Raw genomic sequence first — 14,991 nt, 5'->3', positions numbered from 1 at the left:
AACGCCGGTTGCGTGAAAGCTGTTGTCCGGCAATCGAGGAGGTGCCATGTCGGTCAAACATCCCGTGGTCGCGATCACCGGGTCGTCCGGTGCGGGGACGACCAGCGTCACGCGAACCTTCCAGGAGATATTCCGCCGCGAGGGAATCAGCGCGGCCATCGTGGAAGGGGATTCGTTCCATCGCTACGACCGCAACGAGATGAAGCTGGCCATGGCCGAGGCCGAACAGCATCGCAACCTGACCTTCTCACACTTCGGGCCGGAGGCGAACCTGCTCACCGAACTGGAGTCGCTGTTCCGCGAGTACGGGGAGACCGGTGTGGGCGCGGTGCGGCGCTACCTGCACGATGACGACGAGGCCAAACCCTTCGGGCAGCCGGCGGGCACGTTCACGCCGTGGGAGGAGCTGTCGCCGGGCAGCGATCTGCTGTTCTACGAGGGCCTGCACGGGGCGGCGGTCGGCGACGGGGTCGATGTGGCCCGCTATGCCGATCTGCTGGTGGGCGTGGTTCCCATCATCAATCTGGAGTGGATTCAGAAGGTGCACCGCGACAAGACCGAACGCGGCTACTCCAGCGAGGCCATCATCGACACCATTCTGCGGCGCATGCCCGACTACGTGAAGCACATCTGCCCGCAGTTCTCGCGGACCTATGTGAACTTTCAGCGGGTGCCCACGGTGGACACCTCGAATCCCTTCACCGCCCGGACCATTCCGACCGCGGACGAGAGTTTCGTGGTGATCCGCTTCGCCGATCCGAAGGTCATCGACTTCCCGTATCTGCTGTCCATGCTGCACGATTCGTTCATGTCGCGGCCCAACAGCATCGTGGTGCCGGGCGGGAAGATGGACCTGGCGATGCAGCTCATCTTCACGCCGCTGATCCTGCGGCTGATGGACAAGCGGCCCAAGCGGCTGCGCTGATCCGGATTGTGCCGCACGAGAAACGGCGGCCGCCCGGAGAAGGCGACCGCCGTGGGTTACGCGGATCGAAGCGGTCAGACGGCGGTGGGCACATCCTTGGCGCGGCTCTTCACCAGGAAGGCCGAGACCACCTCGAAGACGCCGATGGCGATCAGCCAGCAGCCGACCACCACGACCAGGGCCGTGATCGAGCGGAACGGCTCCACGATCAGCAGACCGCCACCGACGATGAGCAGGATGCCGAAGAGGATCTGCCAGCCCCGGCCCGGGACGGCGGCATCGGACATCGCGGCCACCAGCACCGCGGTGCCGCGGAAGATCCAGGTGATGCCGATCCACAGCGCCAGCAGGCCGATGGCCTGGAACTCGTTGCGGAAGCAGAAGAAGCCCAGAATGAACGACAGGATGGCGGTAATGAAGGACAGCACCCGCATCCAGGTGCTGATGTGCATTCCGAAGGCGGCGATCAGCTGGAAAACACCGGATACGAGCAGGTAGATGCCGAACAGGACACCGGCGACGACCAGGGTGGGTCCGGGCCACACCAGCACCAGGATGCCCAGCACCACCGAGAGAAGGCCGGTGACCAGGATCGACTGCCACGCGCTGCGGGCCAGTGCATGGACCGGCCCTTCGTAAACTCCCTCTTTGCTGGTTGTCATGTTCAGCAGAATATGACCAGTTAGGGCTGTTTGCGTTTAATTAGCCAAGTGTTGCGTGGCTGTGACATGACTCAATCGTCGTCGGCGCTCAGGCGCGCGATGCGCCGCACCCAGCGAATGTCGGCCCGCCAGGTGTATCCGGCGACCAGCAGCGAACCGACGACCGCGGCATTGAGCATCGAGGAACCGTTCACCACCAGCGACACCAGGCCACCGATGAGCGCGCCCGTGCTGAACGAAACATATTGCGTCGCATAGCCGAGCCAATCACGGATAGTGCCGCCGCCGAAGACGTGCCGCTCGATGCCCTGCGCGAGTTTCACCAAGGTGCCGGTGACGTAGCTGACCGGAATGGAGACCTCGCCGTTCTTGACGAACGAGGTGTTGAGCGCGCCCATGCCGAAGGCGACGAACAGGATCGGGACCAGTCCGATGGCACGCTCGCCGAGCACGGCGTCCACGATGGCCGCGAGCACCAGCGCGCCGGTGGTGAGCATGGTCGCGCCGTGCGGATGGTTGGTCCACCAGTACCGGCGGCAGATCGAGGCAATGAAGACGCCGGCCAGGAAGCAGACGATGATCGCGGCCGCACCGCCGGCCAGGGCCGGGTCGCCCGCGAAGTTGCCGAGAATCGTGCGTTCCGTATTGCCGGTCATGAAGGTGACGAAATACCCCTCCGAGTGGGTGTACGCGGCCGCGCCGATGAATCCCGCCAGCATGGACAGCACCGCGGACAGCCGCATCTCGAGATCCCAGAAGGGCTTCTGGGGTTGCTTGCCGGTCGCAGTCACAGCAACAGGCTAGCAATCCGCGGGATGTCGGCCCGGAGGCGAAAATTCGCGCCGGTGACGCCGCGCTGTCGGTGCGGTACAGTGCGTATGTTAACCGGAATTCGCAACTGGAATGTCCAGTGGGAACAAGGAGAAGTCATGACCTCCGCCGTCATCGTCGACGCTGTCCGCACCCCCTCCGGGAAGGGGAAAACCGGTGGCGGCCTGTCGGAAGTGCATCCGGCGACACTGCTGTCGGGCGTGCTGGAAAGCCTGGTCGAGCGCACCGGGATCGATCCCGCGCTGGTCGATGATGTGATCGGTGGTTGCGTCACCCAGAGTGGCGAGCAGGCCTTCAATATCTCCCGCACCGCGGTGCTGGCGGCCGGCTTCCCGGAAGCGGTGCCCGCCACGACAGTGGACCGGCAGTGCGGATCCTCACAGCAAGCCGCCCATTTCGCGGCGCAGGGTGTCATCGCGGGGGCCTACGACATCGCCATCGCCTGCGGGGTGGAATCCATGTCGCGGGTGTCGATGTTCTCCAACGCCCAGGGCCGCGACGCCAATCGCGGGCCCATCGCGCACCGGTACCCGGACGGGCTTGTGCAGCAAGGCATTTCCGCCGAAGTGATCTCCGCGCGCTGGAAGTTCGACCGGACCGCGCTCGACGAATTCGCGGCGCGCTCGCACCAATTGGCCGCCGCCACCGCGGTATCCGGAGGCTTCGACAACGAACTGGTCCCGGCGGGATCGCTCACCGCTGACGAGACCATCCGCCCCAGCACCACCGTCGATGGCTTGGCCGGGCTGAAGCCCGCCTTCGTGGACGCCGAATTCATGGCCCGGTTCCCCGAAATCGAATGGTCCATCACCCCCGGCAACTCCTCGCCCCTCACCGACGGCGCGTCGGCAGCGCTCATCATGAGCGAGGAGAAGGCCGCCCAGCTCGGCCTGAAGCCGCGCGCCCGCTTCCACTCCTTCGCGGTCACCGGTGACGACCCGCTGCTCATGCTCACCGCCGTCATCCCCGCCACCCGCAAGGTGCTGGCGCGAGCGGGACTGTCCATCAACGACATCGACGTCTACGAGGTGAACGAGGCGTTCGCCCCTGTGCCGCTGGTCTGGGCACACGAGCTCGGCGCCGACCCGGCCAAGCTCAACCCGCGCGGCGGCGCCATCGCTCTGGGACACCCCCTCGGCGCCTCTGGCACCCGCATCCTCACCACCATGCTCAACCACCTCGAACAGACCGGTGGCCGCTACGGCCTCATGACCATGTGCGAGGCGGGCGGCCTGGCCAACGCCACCATCATCGAACGCCTCTGAGTTCGCGCCTTGCATCGGGGGCACGATCGGCAGCGAGCCGAGGCCGACAGGGCTGGCGCCCTCGTCGGCCCGGAGGCCTCGACGGAGCGACCCTTTTGCCGCCGCCCGACAGCGCATCGGGTGACCGTGCGCCGCACGCCGGATGGCTTCCTGGGCACGGGAAATCGCCGGCACTGTCGGGGACCGGCCGTAGGCTGGCGTCGGTTGCGCGGGCAGCACGTGGGAGAAGCCCGCGTGGACCAGGGCGTCCGGGGCGACACCGGATGATGTGGCGGCGCTGGTCAAGGCGGTCGGTGACATTCTCGACGGGCACGTGCTGACTCGCGACGAACTGGTGGCGGAGCTGATCGCCGAGCGGCGATTCCAGCCGCTGGAGGACCATCTGCGCTCCGGGTGGGGTTCGATGCTGAAGCCCCTGGCCTGGCAGGGCGCGCTGTGCCACGGCCCGTCCCGCGGCACGTCGGTCACCTTCACCAATCCCGCGCACGTCATCCCCGGATGGTCCGGCATCCCCGACCCGGATGCCGCCGCGCCCACCATCATCCGCGCCTACCTCGGCGCCTACGGCCCCGCCACCCCGGAGATCTTCAATACCTGGCTGACTCGCGGCTTCCTGAGCAAACCGACTGTGCGCCGCTGGTTTTCGGACCTCGGCAACGAGCTGACGGAGATCGACGTCGAGGGCCGCCCATGCTACTTCCTCACAGCCCACCTCGACGAACTCGCCAGGACCAAACCGACTTCCGCCGTCCACCTCCTCGGCCAGTTCGACCAGTACGTTCTGGGCCCCGGCACCGGCGACACCGCCCTCCTTCCCGGCGACCACCGCGCCAAGGTCAGTCGCACCGCAGGCTGGATCTCCCCACTCGTCCTGACCGGCGGCCGGATCACCGGAACCTGGGACCTCGACAAGGGCGACCTGACCGTCTCCATGTTCGACGGCGCACCCATCCCCACCGCCCAGCTCACCGCCGAACTACCCCGCATCGCCAAGGCCACCGGCCGGCCCGTCACAACAGTCCGCGCCGCCTGACGCAGACCGCCCGGTCACCGCCGGTCCCGTGACCGCAGCGGCATCCACCCCGCAAACCAGAACAGAGCCGCAGATGCCACTGTCAGCACCGCGAACAGCTGGCTCCAATGCTCCACATGGTCGAAGTCGACGATGTAGCTGACCAAACCGGCAAGGCACAACCCGCCCGTGATGGCCAACGCGACCAGAAACCGCCAGGTCCATCGCGCTCCACGCAGGTCCGACATCGCGAGATCCCCCCGAATCCGTTGTGCGCGAGCCCCTTCGGCCCACACATGATGCGGAATTCTACGCTCCGGTGCGGCCCGGAGCGCCTGCTTTCGCCATCGCACCCAACGTCGCGGACCTACTCGCCCGCGATCGTGACCGGCAGCATCCGGTCGGCGACGCGATGTACGAGGACACACAAAGTGCCCGAAGGATTCACGCCTACTCTGCTGTCGAGTGAGATTTGTTCGTCAGTTGCCGCCGGGCAGGAGGGACGGGTCGTGAGCGCCTGGGCCCAGTTGGGGGCGTAGGTCCTTGACGGTCAGGTGATCGCCGCATTCCGAGCAGACGGGCTGCACGGTCATGATGTGGCCGCAGGAGTTGTGGACGGATTCGATCGGGGGGCCGTCGGGGGCTGCCCATTCGTCGCCCCATTGGCGCATGGCGGCCAGGATCGTCCAGAGGGAGCGGCCCTTGTCGGTGAGCAGGTAGTCGTAGCGGACCGGGTTGTCCTGGTAGGGGGTCTTGTCCAGGATGCCCTGGGCGACAAGGTGTTCCAGGCGCTGGGTGAGGACATTGCGGGCGATGCCGAGGCGGGAGCGGAAGTCGTCGAAGCGGGTGATGCCGAAGAGGGCGTCACGGACGATGAGCAGGGTCCACCATTCGCCCACCACCTCCAGGCACTGGGCGATGGAGCAGTTCATGTCCTCGAAGCTGGTTCGCCGCATGACCCCAGCATAGTCGGTTGCTTGAAGCGACTCACTCGCCTATGGTCCGTCTCATGAAAAAACTCACTCGGGCCGACGGCCGGACACATGGGGGAGAACGATGAGCACCGATGTCGTGCAGGAGGAACGCCGGGCCGTCGATCCGCGGGTGGTGCTCGGGATCGTCGCGGTGGCGGTGCTGCTGTCCAGCCTGGACCTGTTCATCGTCAATGTGGCGCTGCCGCGGATCGCGGAGGATTTCTCGGGAGCCCGGATCGCGGGACTGTCGTGGGTGCTCAACGCGTATTCGATCGTGTTCGCCGCGCTACTGGTTCCCGCCGGGCGGCTGGGTGACCGGAACGGGAACAAGACCGCGTTCCTGACCGGGCTGGGCGTGTTCGTGCTGGGGTCGGCGCTGTGCGCGGTGGCGTGGAATACCGGTGCGCTGGTGGCCTTCCGGGTCCTGCAGGCGGCGGGCGCGGCGTTGCTGACACCGTCCTCACTGGGCCTGCTGCTGGCCGCGACACCGGCCGAGCGACGGGCGACGGCGGTGCGGCTGTGGGTGGCGTTCGGCGGTCTGGGTGCGGCGCTGGGGCCGGTGATCGGCGGACTGCTGGTCGAACTGCATTGGCGCTGGGTGTTTCTGGTGAACGTGCCGCTGGGGATCATCGCGCTGGTGCTGGGGGCGCGGCTGTTGCCACGGCCGAACGGCACGGGCGGATCGATGCCGGACGGGGTCGGCGCGCTCATGTTGATCGGGTCGGTGGCGTCGCTGATTCTGGCCGTCGTCAAGGGCGAGGACTGGGGGTGGGGATCGCCCGGTGTGATCGGCGCGTTCGCGGCGACCGCTGTGTTCGCGGTGGTGTTCGTGGTCTCGTCGCGTCGCCATCACAGTCCCGTCGTCGATCCGGGACTGCTGCGCGTGCCGAATTTCGCGCTCATGCTCGGCAATTCGTTGCTGTTCAATATCGCGTTCGCGGGGATGCTGCTGTCGGCGGTGCTGTGGATGCAGAACGTGTGGGGGTGGTCGGCCTTGCAGACCGGGCTGGGGATCGCGCCCGGGCCGCTCATCGTGCCTCTGGTGGCGGTGTCGGCGGGCCGGCTGATCGCCCGGATCGGTGTCGGGCCGGTGCTCGCGCTCGGCGGGGTGGCGTTCGCGGCCGGAATCATCTGGTGGGCGCAGGCGATCACGCTGCGGCCGGACTATCCGGCCGGGCTGCTCGGCGGCATGCTGGTGACCGGTCTGGGCGTCGGCCTGACCATGCCGACCAGTGTGGCGGCGGGGACGGCGGGGCTGCCGCCGCAGCAGTTCGCGACGGGGTCGGCGGTGCTGAGCATGGCGCGACAGCTCGGAATGGCCGTGGGTGTGGCCGTTCTGGTGGCGGTGCTGGGTACGCCCGCCGGCGCGCAGGCAACCCTCGACGCCTTCCAGCACGGCTGGTACGTGATCGCCGGCGCTTCGGTGGCCGCGGGCGTGCTGGGCCTGGCAGCGCGAATGCCGAAGGCTGCACCGGTATCCGGGTAGATTCTCAGGGACGGACTCAGGGGTTGTCCGGATGTCCCGGTCCGCGGCCGCCCATACCGTCGAGATATGCGAATCGGGCTGACGGTGACAGTGCTGGCGCTGGTGGGGGCCGCGGGATGCGGGAGTATGACCACCTCGGTGCCGCAGCCGGTCTCCACCACCCCGATGGCGGTGTCGCCCAAGCGGGTCGAGCGGATGCGCGACGACATCGACGGGCTGGTGCGGGCCGGGACCACCGGGGTGATCGCGACCCTCACCGAGAACGGGCAGACCATCACCCTCACCGCCGGGGTCGGGGACCGCACCACCCGGGCGCCGATTCCGATGGCCCCGCCGCAGCAGGTGCGGGTCGGCAGCATCTCCAAAACCTTTGCGGCGGCACTCATCATGCAATTGGTGTCGGAGGGGAAGGTGCGGCTCGACGAACCCGTCGACACCTATCTGCCCGGGCTGCTCAGGGGCAATGGCGTGGACGGGCGCGTGATCACGGTGCGCCAGATCCTTCAGCACCGCAGCGGACTGCCGGAACTCTCCGATGACCCCGAACTCGACGAGGTGCGCGCCGCGGCCGGGGGCCGCACCTTCACTCCCGCCGAGGAGATCGCGATCGCGCTGCGCCGGCCCGCGCAGTTCGCGCCGGGGGAGCGGTTCAAGTACACCAATACCAATTTCATCGTCGTGGGCATGCTGGTCGAAAAGGTGACGGGCAGAACGTATTCCGAGGAACTCACCGGCCGGATCACGACGCCGAATCAGCTCGCCGACACCTACCTGCCCGGTCCGGGCGAGACCGGCTTCCGCGGCCCACACCCGCAGGGCTACACCCTCGTCGGCGGCGTCCCGACCGACGTCACCCGCTCCGAGCCGTCGGTGGCGTGGTCGGCAGGCGGACTGATCTCCACCGGCAACGACCTGAACCGCTTCTTCATGGCCCTGCTCGCCGGAAAGATCGTCGCCGACGGGCAGCTGCGCGACATGCTGACGACCCCACCCCGTTCCCCCGGCAGCGCCCTCGACTACGGCCTCGGCATCGGCGCGATTCAACTGCCCTGCGGCGCACAATACTTCGGCCACGTCGGCGAGATCGCCGGCTACCTCACCATTTCCGGCGCCACCCGAGAGGGCCGCGCGGTGACCATCGCGATGAACGACTCCCCGGACACCGACCCGGACATCACCGGCCTACTCAGCGACGCCCTCTGCCCGTAACCGTCAGAACTGCCCCGCCAGTCATCAGCTGGGCAGGGCGTCCGAGCATCCCGAGGGTTCCGGGATCCGGCGCGTACGATGACTTTGCCCTGACGTCCCGTTTCGAGTGAGCCTGCCAGTGACCGAACTACCTGTGTGGGCCGACGACCCCGGGGCGCTGGAGCTCACCGAGGAGCAGTACGACGAGCTCCCGGATGCCCTGCGCAAGCTGGTCGAAGTCATCGACGGGAACGTGATCCGCTGCCAAAGCGGCAGTGCGGAACGCAGTGATGTCGCTCGGCGGCTCGCCAATCATCTCGAAGCGGCGAAGCCCGACGACCCCTGCATGCGGGTGTCGACCGATGTCGACGTCCACTTCACCCGGAGGAAGCGGCGCGACGGGGCCTTCTCGTTCCGTCGCCCCGACGTGACGGTCTACCGGTGCGTCGAACGTGGCACCAAACTCACCACCGCCGATGCCTTGCTGGTCGTCGAAGTCGTCTCGCCCGGTTCCGGATACACGGATACGGTCGACAAGCTTGCCGAATACGCGTACGAGGGGATTCCGGTCTATCTGATCGTTTATTTGGACTTGAGTCTCTACGTGAAGATGATCCAGGAGTACCGGCTCGATTGGGCCGCGCGGACCTATCGGCTCGCAGAAACCCACGAAGACGCGTTGCTGCTCGAGAGCCCTTATTCGGCAGTCGTTCCTTTCAGTCGATTGGATGGCTGACGCGCGCTGCGGTTCGCGGGGAATCAGCGTGGGTGAAGTTCGGCGGCCAGCTCGAGTAGTTCGGGGACGTGGCGGCCGTCGGTGGCTGCCAGGTGGATGGCCTCGGCGAGGGGGAAGGCGCGGACTTCCAGGATTTGTTCTGCGTCATCGGGGTTGGTGGGGTGGCCCGTGAGGGTGACGTCGGCGGTGCACCAGAGCCAGGCTTTGTGGGGGTGGGGTTGCCAGGGGCGGTAGGGGGTGGGGCGGTCGGTGGTGGCGTAGTGGGCGCCGAATTGATGCAGGGGGCCGGACAGTTCGGCGCCGGCCTCCTCGGCAAGTTCGCGGATTACGCAGGACTCGATGGATTCTCCGGCCTCGCGGGTGCCGCCGGGGAGGATCCAGCGGTTCCGGTCGTCACGGCAGAGGACGATGCGGTCGCCGAGGAAGCAGACGACGTGGATGTTGGTGACCAGGTGATCAGGTGGGAGATCGGTGGAGAACTGGACGTCGAGGCCGCCCCATTCCCACCGGGCGGGAGTGTGGAGGAGGGGGTAGCGGTCGGCGAGGGTCATGGTTCGACGGTACTGGGGGACGGGCGCAGTCGCCTGGGGCCGTAGGTGATTGCGCGGAGCAGGAATTCGATGGGGCCATAACCGTGGTGGCGGATCCAGCGGCGGGACAGGGCCAGTTGGGTGATGTAGATGGCGACGGCTATGGCCAGGACCGTCCAATCCGAAAGGTGGCCGGCCAAGGCGAAGCCGTAGCCGGTGAAGATCAGGGCCGTGATCACCGACTGGGTGATATAGACGGTGGCGGCGAGCTTTCCTGCGGGGGCGAAGAGGTCGGCTGTTCCGGGATGGCTGTGGATGATTCGCAGGAGGGTCGCGGCGTAGGCGGCGGCCAGCAGGGGTCCGGCCAGGACGGTGGGTCCGGCGAGTGGCATCCACTGCGTGATCGCAGACAGTGCCGAAATCGGAAGTCCCACACCGAAGCTGATCCATTGCAGGCGCGGTAGAAAAGGCAGGTACCGGTCGGGCGATTCGAGCAGTCTGGCCTTGCCCGCCGCAAGTCCGATGAGGAACAGCGGCAGCACATTGAGCAGCCCGAACAGCAGGAAGGTCGGCAGCCGATCGGCGAACAGCTCCCAGCGCCAGACTGCGGCCCGGCCCCATCCGGCGCGGACGCTATCGAGCTGCCGCTCGTGCTCGGCGGGATCGACGGTGTCGTGGCCCGCGGCGCTCATCACCGCGATCGCCAGTGCTCCAATGGCATACAGGACCCCCGCCACCCACAGCGCGACGCGCGGCCGCAGTCGGCACACTACCAGCAGAACCAGTCCGATCGCCCCGTATCCGAACAGCACGTCGCCGGTGAAGAAGAACACCACGTGCACCAGCCCGATGGCCATGAGCGCCAGGCATCTTCGCACCGTGCGGGTCCTCCCGCTCACCCCGGCCCGTTGTGCCGACCGGAACTGCATGGTCAGCGAGTAGCCGAACAGGAACGAGAACAGCACATAGAACTTGTTGTGGAACAGCGCCTGCGACAGGGTCATCGGGGCGCCGGCGGCGAACCCGCTCGGGTCCGACATGATCTCGATATTGACCAGAAGGATTCCGCCGAGCGCAAATCCGCGCAGGGCGTCGAGTTCCCGCAGCCTGGGCACCGCCGCGATGGCCCGCTCGTCTGTCATGGGCCGACCGTAGGGTGGCGCGAACGCGCCCCGGATCACTCGTGAGGGTGAGAGGACCATCCCTCCGTGGAGTGACGGCCCGCACTACCGTCTAGAACTGGTTTCAGTATTGTTCCCCTATGGCCTTCGTCATCGACAAAAGCGTGGAGATCGACGCGCCCGCCGAGCTGGTCTGGCAGGTGCTCACCGACGTGGACAAGTACGGGGAATGGAATCCCTTCTGCCTGGAGTGCAAGACCACCCTCGAACCGGGGTCGCCGATCGATATGAAGGTGCGGCTGGTCGGGCCGAAGCCCAAGCAGCAGCGCGAGTTCATCCGGTCGCACACACCGGGTAAGGAATTCAGCTACAACATGAAGCCCGCGCCGCTGGGCCTGCTCAGTAGCGAGCGCTCGCACACCCTGACCCCGCTGGCGGACGGCCGCACCCGCTACTTCTCGCACTTCCAGCTCAACGGACCGCTGGCCCCGGTGGTCGCCGGCCTGCTGGGCGGCGCGCTGACCACCGGGTTCGAGGGCATGACCGACGCCGTCAAGACGCGGGCCGAGGCCCTGAAAGCCGTGCGCGACTAGCGCTCACGCCTCGAACGGCAGCACATTGCCGGCGGCGTCGCGGCCACCGCTCTCGTTTTCGATGGCGGTGGCCAGGTCCTGCACGCTGGTCCAGCTGCGTGGTTCCTCGTCCTCCAGATTGCCGATGGTGTACCAGGCGGCGGTGCCGCGATAGCGCACCAGCCCGTGGCCCGAATAGTCCAGCGTCACATCGAGATCCCCGGAGACCGTTCCCTCTTCCCGGGTCATGACGGCTGCCTCGCTGCGGATTTCGACGACGGCGACTATGTGAACTCTCCCTTGCTGACACAGTCCTGCACCGCGGTCTGCAGTGCGGTCTGCTCCTTGGCATCGACGTTCAATCCGTACTTTACTTTCACCTGGATGTAGTGCCCGATATAGGCGCACCGGAAAGTCCCGGGCGGCAGATAACTGGACGGATCCTGGTCGCCCTTGGAGCGGTTGGCGGTGGGATCGGAAATCACCAGGTTCAGCGCGTCATTGGCGATATGGCGACGGGTGTCGTCGTCGAGGTTCGCAGCGCCCGAACGCCACGCCTCGGCCAGCGCCACGATGTGGTCGATGTCCAGTGCCGACGAATCGGTGGTCCACTTGTAGGGCTTGAGGGCATTGGTCTTCTTGTCCATGACCCCGTACTGGTCGCGCCAGCCACCATTGGTGCCGACGCTCAGTTTGCAGCTGCTCGGATCCAGCTTCACCGGCCCGGTCGCGTCGCGTAGTAGCACCACGTCACGGGTGGTGCAGCGACTGTATTGCGCGAAGGCGTCACCGAATCCGTGTTCGGGCTTGTCGGTGTCCCAGTGCGGGAATCGGTCGCGGGAGTAACCGGTCATCGGCAGTTCGTCGGCCACCTTCAGTTTGCCCAGCAGACTGCTGATCTCCTTGGCCGATCCCGCCGGTTGAGCGCCGCGATCCGGAATCGGCGGGCCGCTCGCGTCCGATTTATCGGTGCCGACATGCTTTTCGAGGACGGCGGCCACAATGGCCAGCACGATCACGAACAGCAGCGACACCGCCGCTTTCAAGACGCGGCGCAGGGCGGGGGAGGAACGGATCTTCGACCATGTCACCGCGCATCACCGCCCGCGGCGGCCGGGGACAGGGGCTTCGACAGGCGTGACGGCTTCGTGTGCAACATATCCCGCAAACCTTGGCAATCAGCGACCCGAAACGGCAAGCCGCACGAGGGTTTCGGAGACCGGTGTCACACCGCGTCCCGAGAATCGGGTCCGGAACCGGACTCGCGGCACACCCGCCGCAATTCCATACTGAGTCGCCCCGAGATCGAAAACAATGACGGTGCAGGGATTTCCGCTCGGCTTCCGGCGCGTTGACCATGTCGCGCTAGATCTGATGCCACCAGGCTATGAAGAACACCGCGCCACCCGCGCACAGCGCGATGGCCACCGGCACCGGCCACCACGGACCGCTGCGGCCCAGCAACCGCTGGGCGAGACGCTGTTCGAGCATTCCGAACCCGGCGATGACCAGTACCCACAGGGGGAGCGGCAGCGCGCCCCCGGCGAAATGCACCGCCCACGCGCCGGCCAATGTCGGCCCGCCCCAGGAATGTTCGAAATCGTGCGCGGCCACCAGGGGATAGAAGATGCCGCGCATCGCGGCCAGCACCATCAGGAACGCCGCGAACCAGGCGACCAGTCCGACCGCGACCGCCAGCACCGTGTGCCCGGCGGTCCGCCACGGTCCCGGTTCCCGCAGCTCGAACGGCGCCCGGAACACTCGCCGCACCACCCGGGCCCGAACCCCCGTGGGCGCGAAGGCAACCGGCACCGAGAGCAGCGCGTAGTACGCGGCCCGCAGCACCCGCTCGACCTTCCCCATGGGGACAACCCTAGCGCCGGCCGATGGTTCGACCTGGCAGCCCGCGACCTGGTGCCGCGCCGCCGGACATGCGTCGGCGCGTCGGGCAGCCCCTACCCGACGCGCCGAATCGCCTGAGCATCAGGCGGTGTCGATGCCCTGAGAATCAGGCGTTGTTGAGCTTGTTCAGCCTCTCGCAGGACTCCAGGTACTCGGTGATGAGCCGCTGCACCACGTCGGCGGAGCGCTCCATCTTGTTCATCATGCCGACGACCTGGCCGACCGGGTTGAAGTTCACGTCCTTGGCCTGCTCCGGGTACCGGTGGCCGCGCTTGACGCCGTCGAGGGCGACCATCATCTGCAGCGGCATGCCCAGCGGCTTCGGGTTTTCCGGCTGCTCCCAGGCCTCGGTCCAGTCGTTCTTGAGCATGCGGCACGGCTTGCCGGTCCACGAGCGCGAGCGCACGGTATCGGAGCTGGTGGCGTCGATGTAGGTCTGCATCTGGGCAGGCGGCACATTGGCCTCCTCCACGGTCAGCCACAGCGAGCCGGTCCACGCGCCCGCCGCGCCCATGGCGAGGGCGGCCGCGACCTGGCGGCCATTGCCGATACCACCGGCCGCGAGCGCCGGCATGTCGCCGATGGCGTCGATGACCTGCGGCCACAGCACCATGGAGGCGATCTCACCGCAGTGGCCGCCACCCTCGGTGCCCTGCATGACCACGAAGTCCAGCCCGGCGTTCTTGTGGTTGAGCGCGTGCTTGACCGAACCGCACAGCGCGCCGATGAGGCGGCCGGAGTCCTGGATCTGCTTGATCACGTCATCGGGCGGGGTGCCCAGCGCGTTGGCGACCAGCTTGGCCTTGGGGTGCTTCAGGATCACCTCGATCTGCGGGGCGACCGTGGTGGCGGTCCAGCCCAGCAGCTGATTGTGGTGCTCCTCCGGCGGCAGGTGCGGCACGCCGTGGTCGTTGAGGATCTTCTCGGCGAAGTCGCGGTGCTCCTGCGGAACCAGCTTGGCCAGTTGGGCTTCCAGCTCCTCGGGGCTCAGGCCCTCGACGCCCTTGCCCTCGTACTTGGAGGGGATGACCAGGTCCACGCCGTAGACGCCCTGCACGTGCTCGTCGAGCCACTGCAGCTCGACCTCGAGCTGTTCAGCGGTGAACCCGACCGCGCCGAGCACACCCAGACCGCCCGCATTGCTGACCGCGGCGGCCACGTCCCGGCAGTGGGTGAAGGCGAAGATGGGTACGTCGATGCCGAGGCGATCGCAGATCTCGGTACGCATGGTGTGGTGGGCTCCTCTGAACTTTCCGGCACTGGAAATGTTGTGCCCACCACACTAGAACATGTTCTACATTCGGACCAGTCTCTCGATGCCTACCCATAGGCCACTGTCAACAACATGTTCTAGTTGCCGGGAACGGTCAGCCGTGCGCGAGCAGGCCGTCGGCGTGCAGATCGTCGAAAAGGAGCTGGTCCACGGGCGGGACGTGCGGCCGATCGGCGTAGGTGAACCAGGCGATCTCGTCGATCTCGCTGCTGGCCGCGAGGGTGCCGGAGTACTCGGCGGTGTAGCAGGCCATGCGCACGACGGCATCGGGAATCAGTGCCTCGTAGGTGCCGACGTGAGCGACGGTGTCCGGCACGAGTTCGACCGTGAGCTCCTCGTAAATCTCGCGGACGAGGGTTTGCAGATCGGTTTCCGCGCCCTCGCGTTTGCCGCCGGGGATATAGAAGACGTCCTTGCCGTGCGGCCGCGCGCACAGGATGCGACCGTCCTCGATTCGCACCCAGGCCACCGTGTCGATCAGCCGCTGCTCCCGCTCCGTCTGCATGGGCGCAGC

General features: G+C 67.0%; 17 protein-coding genes and 1 pseudogene. 7 read left to right on the top strand and 11 right to left on the bottom strand.

The features are described from left to right. The first annotated feature begins 46 nt into the window (after positions 1 to 46). Positions 47 to 925, top strand: a complete 879-nt coding sequence (locus ACFXHE_RS08040) for a phosphoribulokinase (RefSeq protein ID WP_379381040.1) — start codon at positions 47 to 49, stop codon at positions 923 to 925. Positions 926 to 999: 74 nt separating this feature from the next. Here the strand turns inward: ACFXHE_RS08040 and ACFXHE_RS08035 are convergent, their stop codons facing one another. After that, complete coding sequence (locus ACFXHE_RS08035; protein ID WP_379381038.1) at positions 1,000 to 1,587, bottom strand: HdeD family acid-resistance protein; 588 nt, start codon at positions 1,585 to 1,587, stop codon at positions 1,000 to 1,002. A 71-nt stretch (positions 1,588 to 1,658) separates the two neighbouring features. After that, positions 1,659 to 2,330, bottom strand: coding sequence for a YoaK family protein (locus ACFXHE_RS08030; protein WP_379381400.1), 672 nt, complete (start codon positions 2,328 to 2,330; stop codon positions 1,659 to 1,661). Positions 2,331 to 2,516: 186 nt separating this feature from the next. Here ACFXHE_RS08030 and ACFXHE_RS08025 point away from each other — a divergent pair, with 186 nt between their 5' ends. Continuing rightward, positions 2,517 to 3,683 carry a thiolase family protein gene (locus ACFXHE_RS08025; protein ID WP_379381036.1) on the top strand — a complete coding sequence of 389 codons (1,167 nt, stop codon included), beginning with the start codon at positions 2,517 to 2,519 and terminating at the stop codon, positions 3,681 to 3,683. Between the two features lie 247 nt (positions 3,684 to 3,930). Next, positions 3,931 to 4,716: pseudogene (locus ACFXHE_RS08020) on the top strand (DNA glycosylase AlkZ-like family protein); the annotation flags it as partial. 14 nt (positions 4,717 to 4,730) lie between these two features. Here the strand turns inward: ACFXHE_RS08020 and ACFXHE_RS08015 are convergent. Both ACFXHE_RS08015 and ACFXHE_RS08010 read right to left on the bottom strand, forming a co-directional pair. Further along, a complete protein-coding gene (locus ACFXHE_RS08015; protein ID WP_379381034.1) occupies positions 4,731 to 4,943 on the bottom strand; it encodes a hypothetical protein in 213 nt (70 codons plus the stop codon). 231 nt (positions 4,944 to 5,174) lie between these two features. Then, positions 5,175 to 5,651 carry a winged helix-turn-helix transcriptional regulator gene (locus tag ACFXHE_RS08010; RefSeq protein ID WP_379381032.1) on the bottom strand — a complete coding sequence of 159 codons (477 nt, stop codon included), beginning with the start codon at positions 5,649 to 5,651 and terminating at the stop codon, positions 5,175 to 5,177. 100 nt (positions 5,652 to 5,751) lie between these two features. On the opposite strand from ACFXHE_RS08010, the gene ACFXHE_RS08005 reads away from it, so the two are divergent. The 3 genes from ACFXHE_RS08005 (at position 5,752) to ACFXHE_RS07995 (ending at position 9,079) form a co-directional block, all read left to right on the top strand. After that, positions 5,752 to 7,155, top strand: coding sequence for an MFS transporter (locus ACFXHE_RS08005; protein WP_379381031.1), 1,404 nt, complete (start codon positions 5,752 to 5,754; stop codon positions 7,153 to 7,155). 66 nt (positions 7,156 to 7,221) lie between these two features. Beyond that, positions 7,222 to 8,364 carry a serine hydrolase domain-containing protein gene (locus tag ACFXHE_RS08000; protein ID WP_379381029.1) on the top strand — a complete coding sequence of 381 codons (1,143 nt, stop codon included), beginning with the start codon at positions 7,222 to 7,224 and terminating at the stop codon, positions 8,362 to 8,364. Between the two features lie 118 nt (positions 8,365 to 8,482). After that, positions 8,483 to 9,079 (top strand): Uma2 family endonuclease, encoded by a 597-nt coding sequence (locus ACFXHE_RS07995; RefSeq protein WP_379381027.1) that lies wholly within the window; start codon positions 8,483 to 8,485, stop codon positions 9,077 to 9,079. Between the two features lie 23 nt (positions 9,080 to 9,102). Here the strand turns inward: ACFXHE_RS07995 and ACFXHE_RS07990 are convergent, their stop codons facing one another. Both ACFXHE_RS07990 and ACFXHE_RS07985 read right to left on the bottom strand, forming a co-directional pair. Next, entirely contained in the window at positions 9,103 to 9,630 is a 528-nt protein-coding gene (locus ACFXHE_RS07990) for an NUDIX hydrolase (RefSeq protein WP_379381025.1), read from the bottom strand. Further along, entirely contained in the window at positions 9,627 to 10,751 is a 1,125-nt protein-coding gene (locus ACFXHE_RS07985; protein ID WP_379381023.1) for a DUF418 domain-containing protein, read from the bottom strand. Before ACFXHE_RS07985 ends, ACFXHE_RS07990 begins: the two co-directional genes overlap by 4 nt. Positions 10,752 to 10,870: 119 nt before the next feature. On the opposite strand from ACFXHE_RS07985, the gene ACFXHE_RS07980 reads away from it, so the two are divergent. Further along, positions 10,871 to 11,323: an SRPBCC family protein gene (locus tag ACFXHE_RS07980; protein WP_379381021.1), complete on the top strand. Its 453-nt coding sequence runs from the start codon at positions 10,871 to 10,873 to the stop codon at positions 11,321 to 11,323. 3 nt (positions 11,324 to 11,326) lie between these two features. Here ACFXHE_RS07980 and ACFXHE_RS07975 read toward each other — a convergent pair whose 3' ends face one another. The 5 genes from ACFXHE_RS07975 to ACFXHE_RS07955 all read right to left on the bottom strand — a co-directional run bounded on the left by ACFXHE_RS07975 (position 11,327) and on the right by ACFXHE_RS07955 (position 14,982). Then, the gene (locus ACFXHE_RS07975) at positions 11,327 to 11,551 is read right to left on the bottom strand and encodes a hypothetical protein (protein WP_379381019.1); all 225 of its coding nucleotides are present in this window, start codon (positions 11,549 to 11,551) and stop codon (positions 11,327 to 11,329) included. 35 nt (positions 11,552 to 11,586) lie between these two features. After that, positions 11,587 to 12,393 carry an HNH endonuclease family protein gene (locus ACFXHE_RS07970; RefSeq protein ID WP_379381017.1) on the bottom strand — a complete coding sequence of 269 codons (807 nt, stop codon included), beginning with the start codon at positions 12,391 to 12,393 and terminating at the stop codon, positions 11,587 to 11,589. 274 nt (positions 12,394 to 12,667) lie between these two features. Then, positions 12,668 to 13,165, bottom strand: coding sequence for a hypothetical protein (locus ACFXHE_RS07965; RefSeq protein WP_379381015.1), 498 nt, complete (start codon positions 13,163 to 13,165; stop codon positions 12,668 to 12,670). Between the two features lie 145 nt (positions 13,166 to 13,310). Continuing rightward, entirely contained in the window at positions 13,311 to 14,432 is a 1,122-nt protein-coding gene (locus tag ACFXHE_RS07960) for a nitronate monooxygenase family protein (RefSeq protein ID WP_354832725.1), read from the bottom strand. Between the two features lie 139 nt (positions 14,433 to 14,571). Then, a complete protein-coding gene (locus ACFXHE_RS07955; RefSeq protein ID WP_379381013.1) occupies positions 14,572 to 14,982 on the bottom strand; it encodes an NUDIX domain-containing protein in 411 nt (136 codons plus the stop codon). Between the last annotated feature and the right edge of the window lie 9 nt (positions 14,983 to 14,991).

The sequence above is a fragment of the Nocardia sp. NPDC059229 genome, assembly GCF_042754165.1.
Taxonomy (GTDB): Bacteria; Actinomycetota; Actinomycetes; order Mycobacteriales; family Mycobacteriaceae; genus Nocardia.
The sequence above is the reverse complement of the archived record's forward strand: the minus strand, read 5'-3'. Positions and strand labels throughout refer to the sequence as shown.

Excerpts from the sequence above, each read along its gene's own strand:
- ACFXHE_RS08040 (WP_379381040.1), top strand. The coding sequence starts at position 47 with ATGTCGGTCAAACATCCCGTGGTCGCGATCACCGGGTCGTCCGGTGCG.
- ACFXHE_RS08035 (WP_379381038.1), bottom strand. The coding sequence starts at position 1,587 with ATGACAACCAGCAAAGAGGGAGTTTACGAAGGGCCGGTCCATGCACTG.
- ACFXHE_RS08030 (WP_379381400.1), bottom strand. The coding sequence starts at position 2,330 with ATGCGGCTGTCCGCGGTGCTGTCCATGCTGGCGGGATTCATCGGCGCG.
- ACFXHE_RS08025 (WP_379381036.1), top strand. The coding sequence starts at position 2,517 with ATGACCTCCGCCGTCATCGTCGACGCTGTCCGCACCCCCTCCGGGAAG.
- ACFXHE_RS08015 (WP_379381034.1), bottom strand. The coding sequence starts at position 4,943 with ATGTCGGACCTGCGTGGAGCGCGATGGACCTGGCGGTTTCTGGTCGCG.
- ACFXHE_RS08010 (WP_379381032.1), bottom strand. The coding sequence starts at position 5,651 with ATGCGGCGAACCAGCTTCGAGGACATGAACTGCTCCATCGCCCAGTGC.
- ACFXHE_RS08005 (WP_379381031.1), top strand. The coding sequence starts at position 5,752 with ATGAGCACCGATGTCGTGCAGGAGGAACGCCGGGCCGTCGATCCGCGG.
- ACFXHE_RS08000 (WP_379381029.1), top strand. The coding sequence starts at position 7,222 with ATGCGAATCGGGCTGACGGTGACAGTGCTGGCGCTGGTGGGGGCCGCG.
- ACFXHE_RS07990 (WP_379381025.1), bottom strand. The coding sequence starts at position 9,630 with ATGACCCTCGCCGACCGCTACCCCCTCCTCCACACTCCCGCCCGGTGG.
- ACFXHE_RS07985 (WP_379381023.1), bottom strand. The coding sequence starts at position 10,751 with ATGACAGACGAGCGGGCCATCGCGGCGGTGCCCAGGCTGCGGGAACTC.
- ACFXHE_RS07980 (WP_379381021.1), top strand. The coding sequence starts at position 10,871 with ATGGCCTTCGTCATCGACAAAAGCGTGGAGATCGACGCGCCCGCCGAG.
- ACFXHE_RS07975 (WP_379381019.1), bottom strand. The coding sequence starts at position 11,551 with ATGACCCGGGAAGAGGGAACGGTCTCCGGGGATCTCGATGTGACGCTG.
- ACFXHE_RS07965 (WP_379381015.1), bottom strand. The coding sequence starts at position 13,165 with ATGGGGAAGGTCGAGCGGGTGCTGCGGGCCGCGTACTACGCGCTGCTC.
- ACFXHE_RS07960 (WP_354832725.1), bottom strand. The coding sequence starts at position 14,432 with ATGCGTACCGAGATCTGCGATCGCCTCGGCATCGACGTACCCATCTTC.
- ACFXHE_RS07955 (WP_379381013.1), bottom strand. The coding sequence starts at position 14,982 with ATGCAGACGGAGCGGGAGCAGCGGCTGATCGACACGGTGGCCTGGGTG.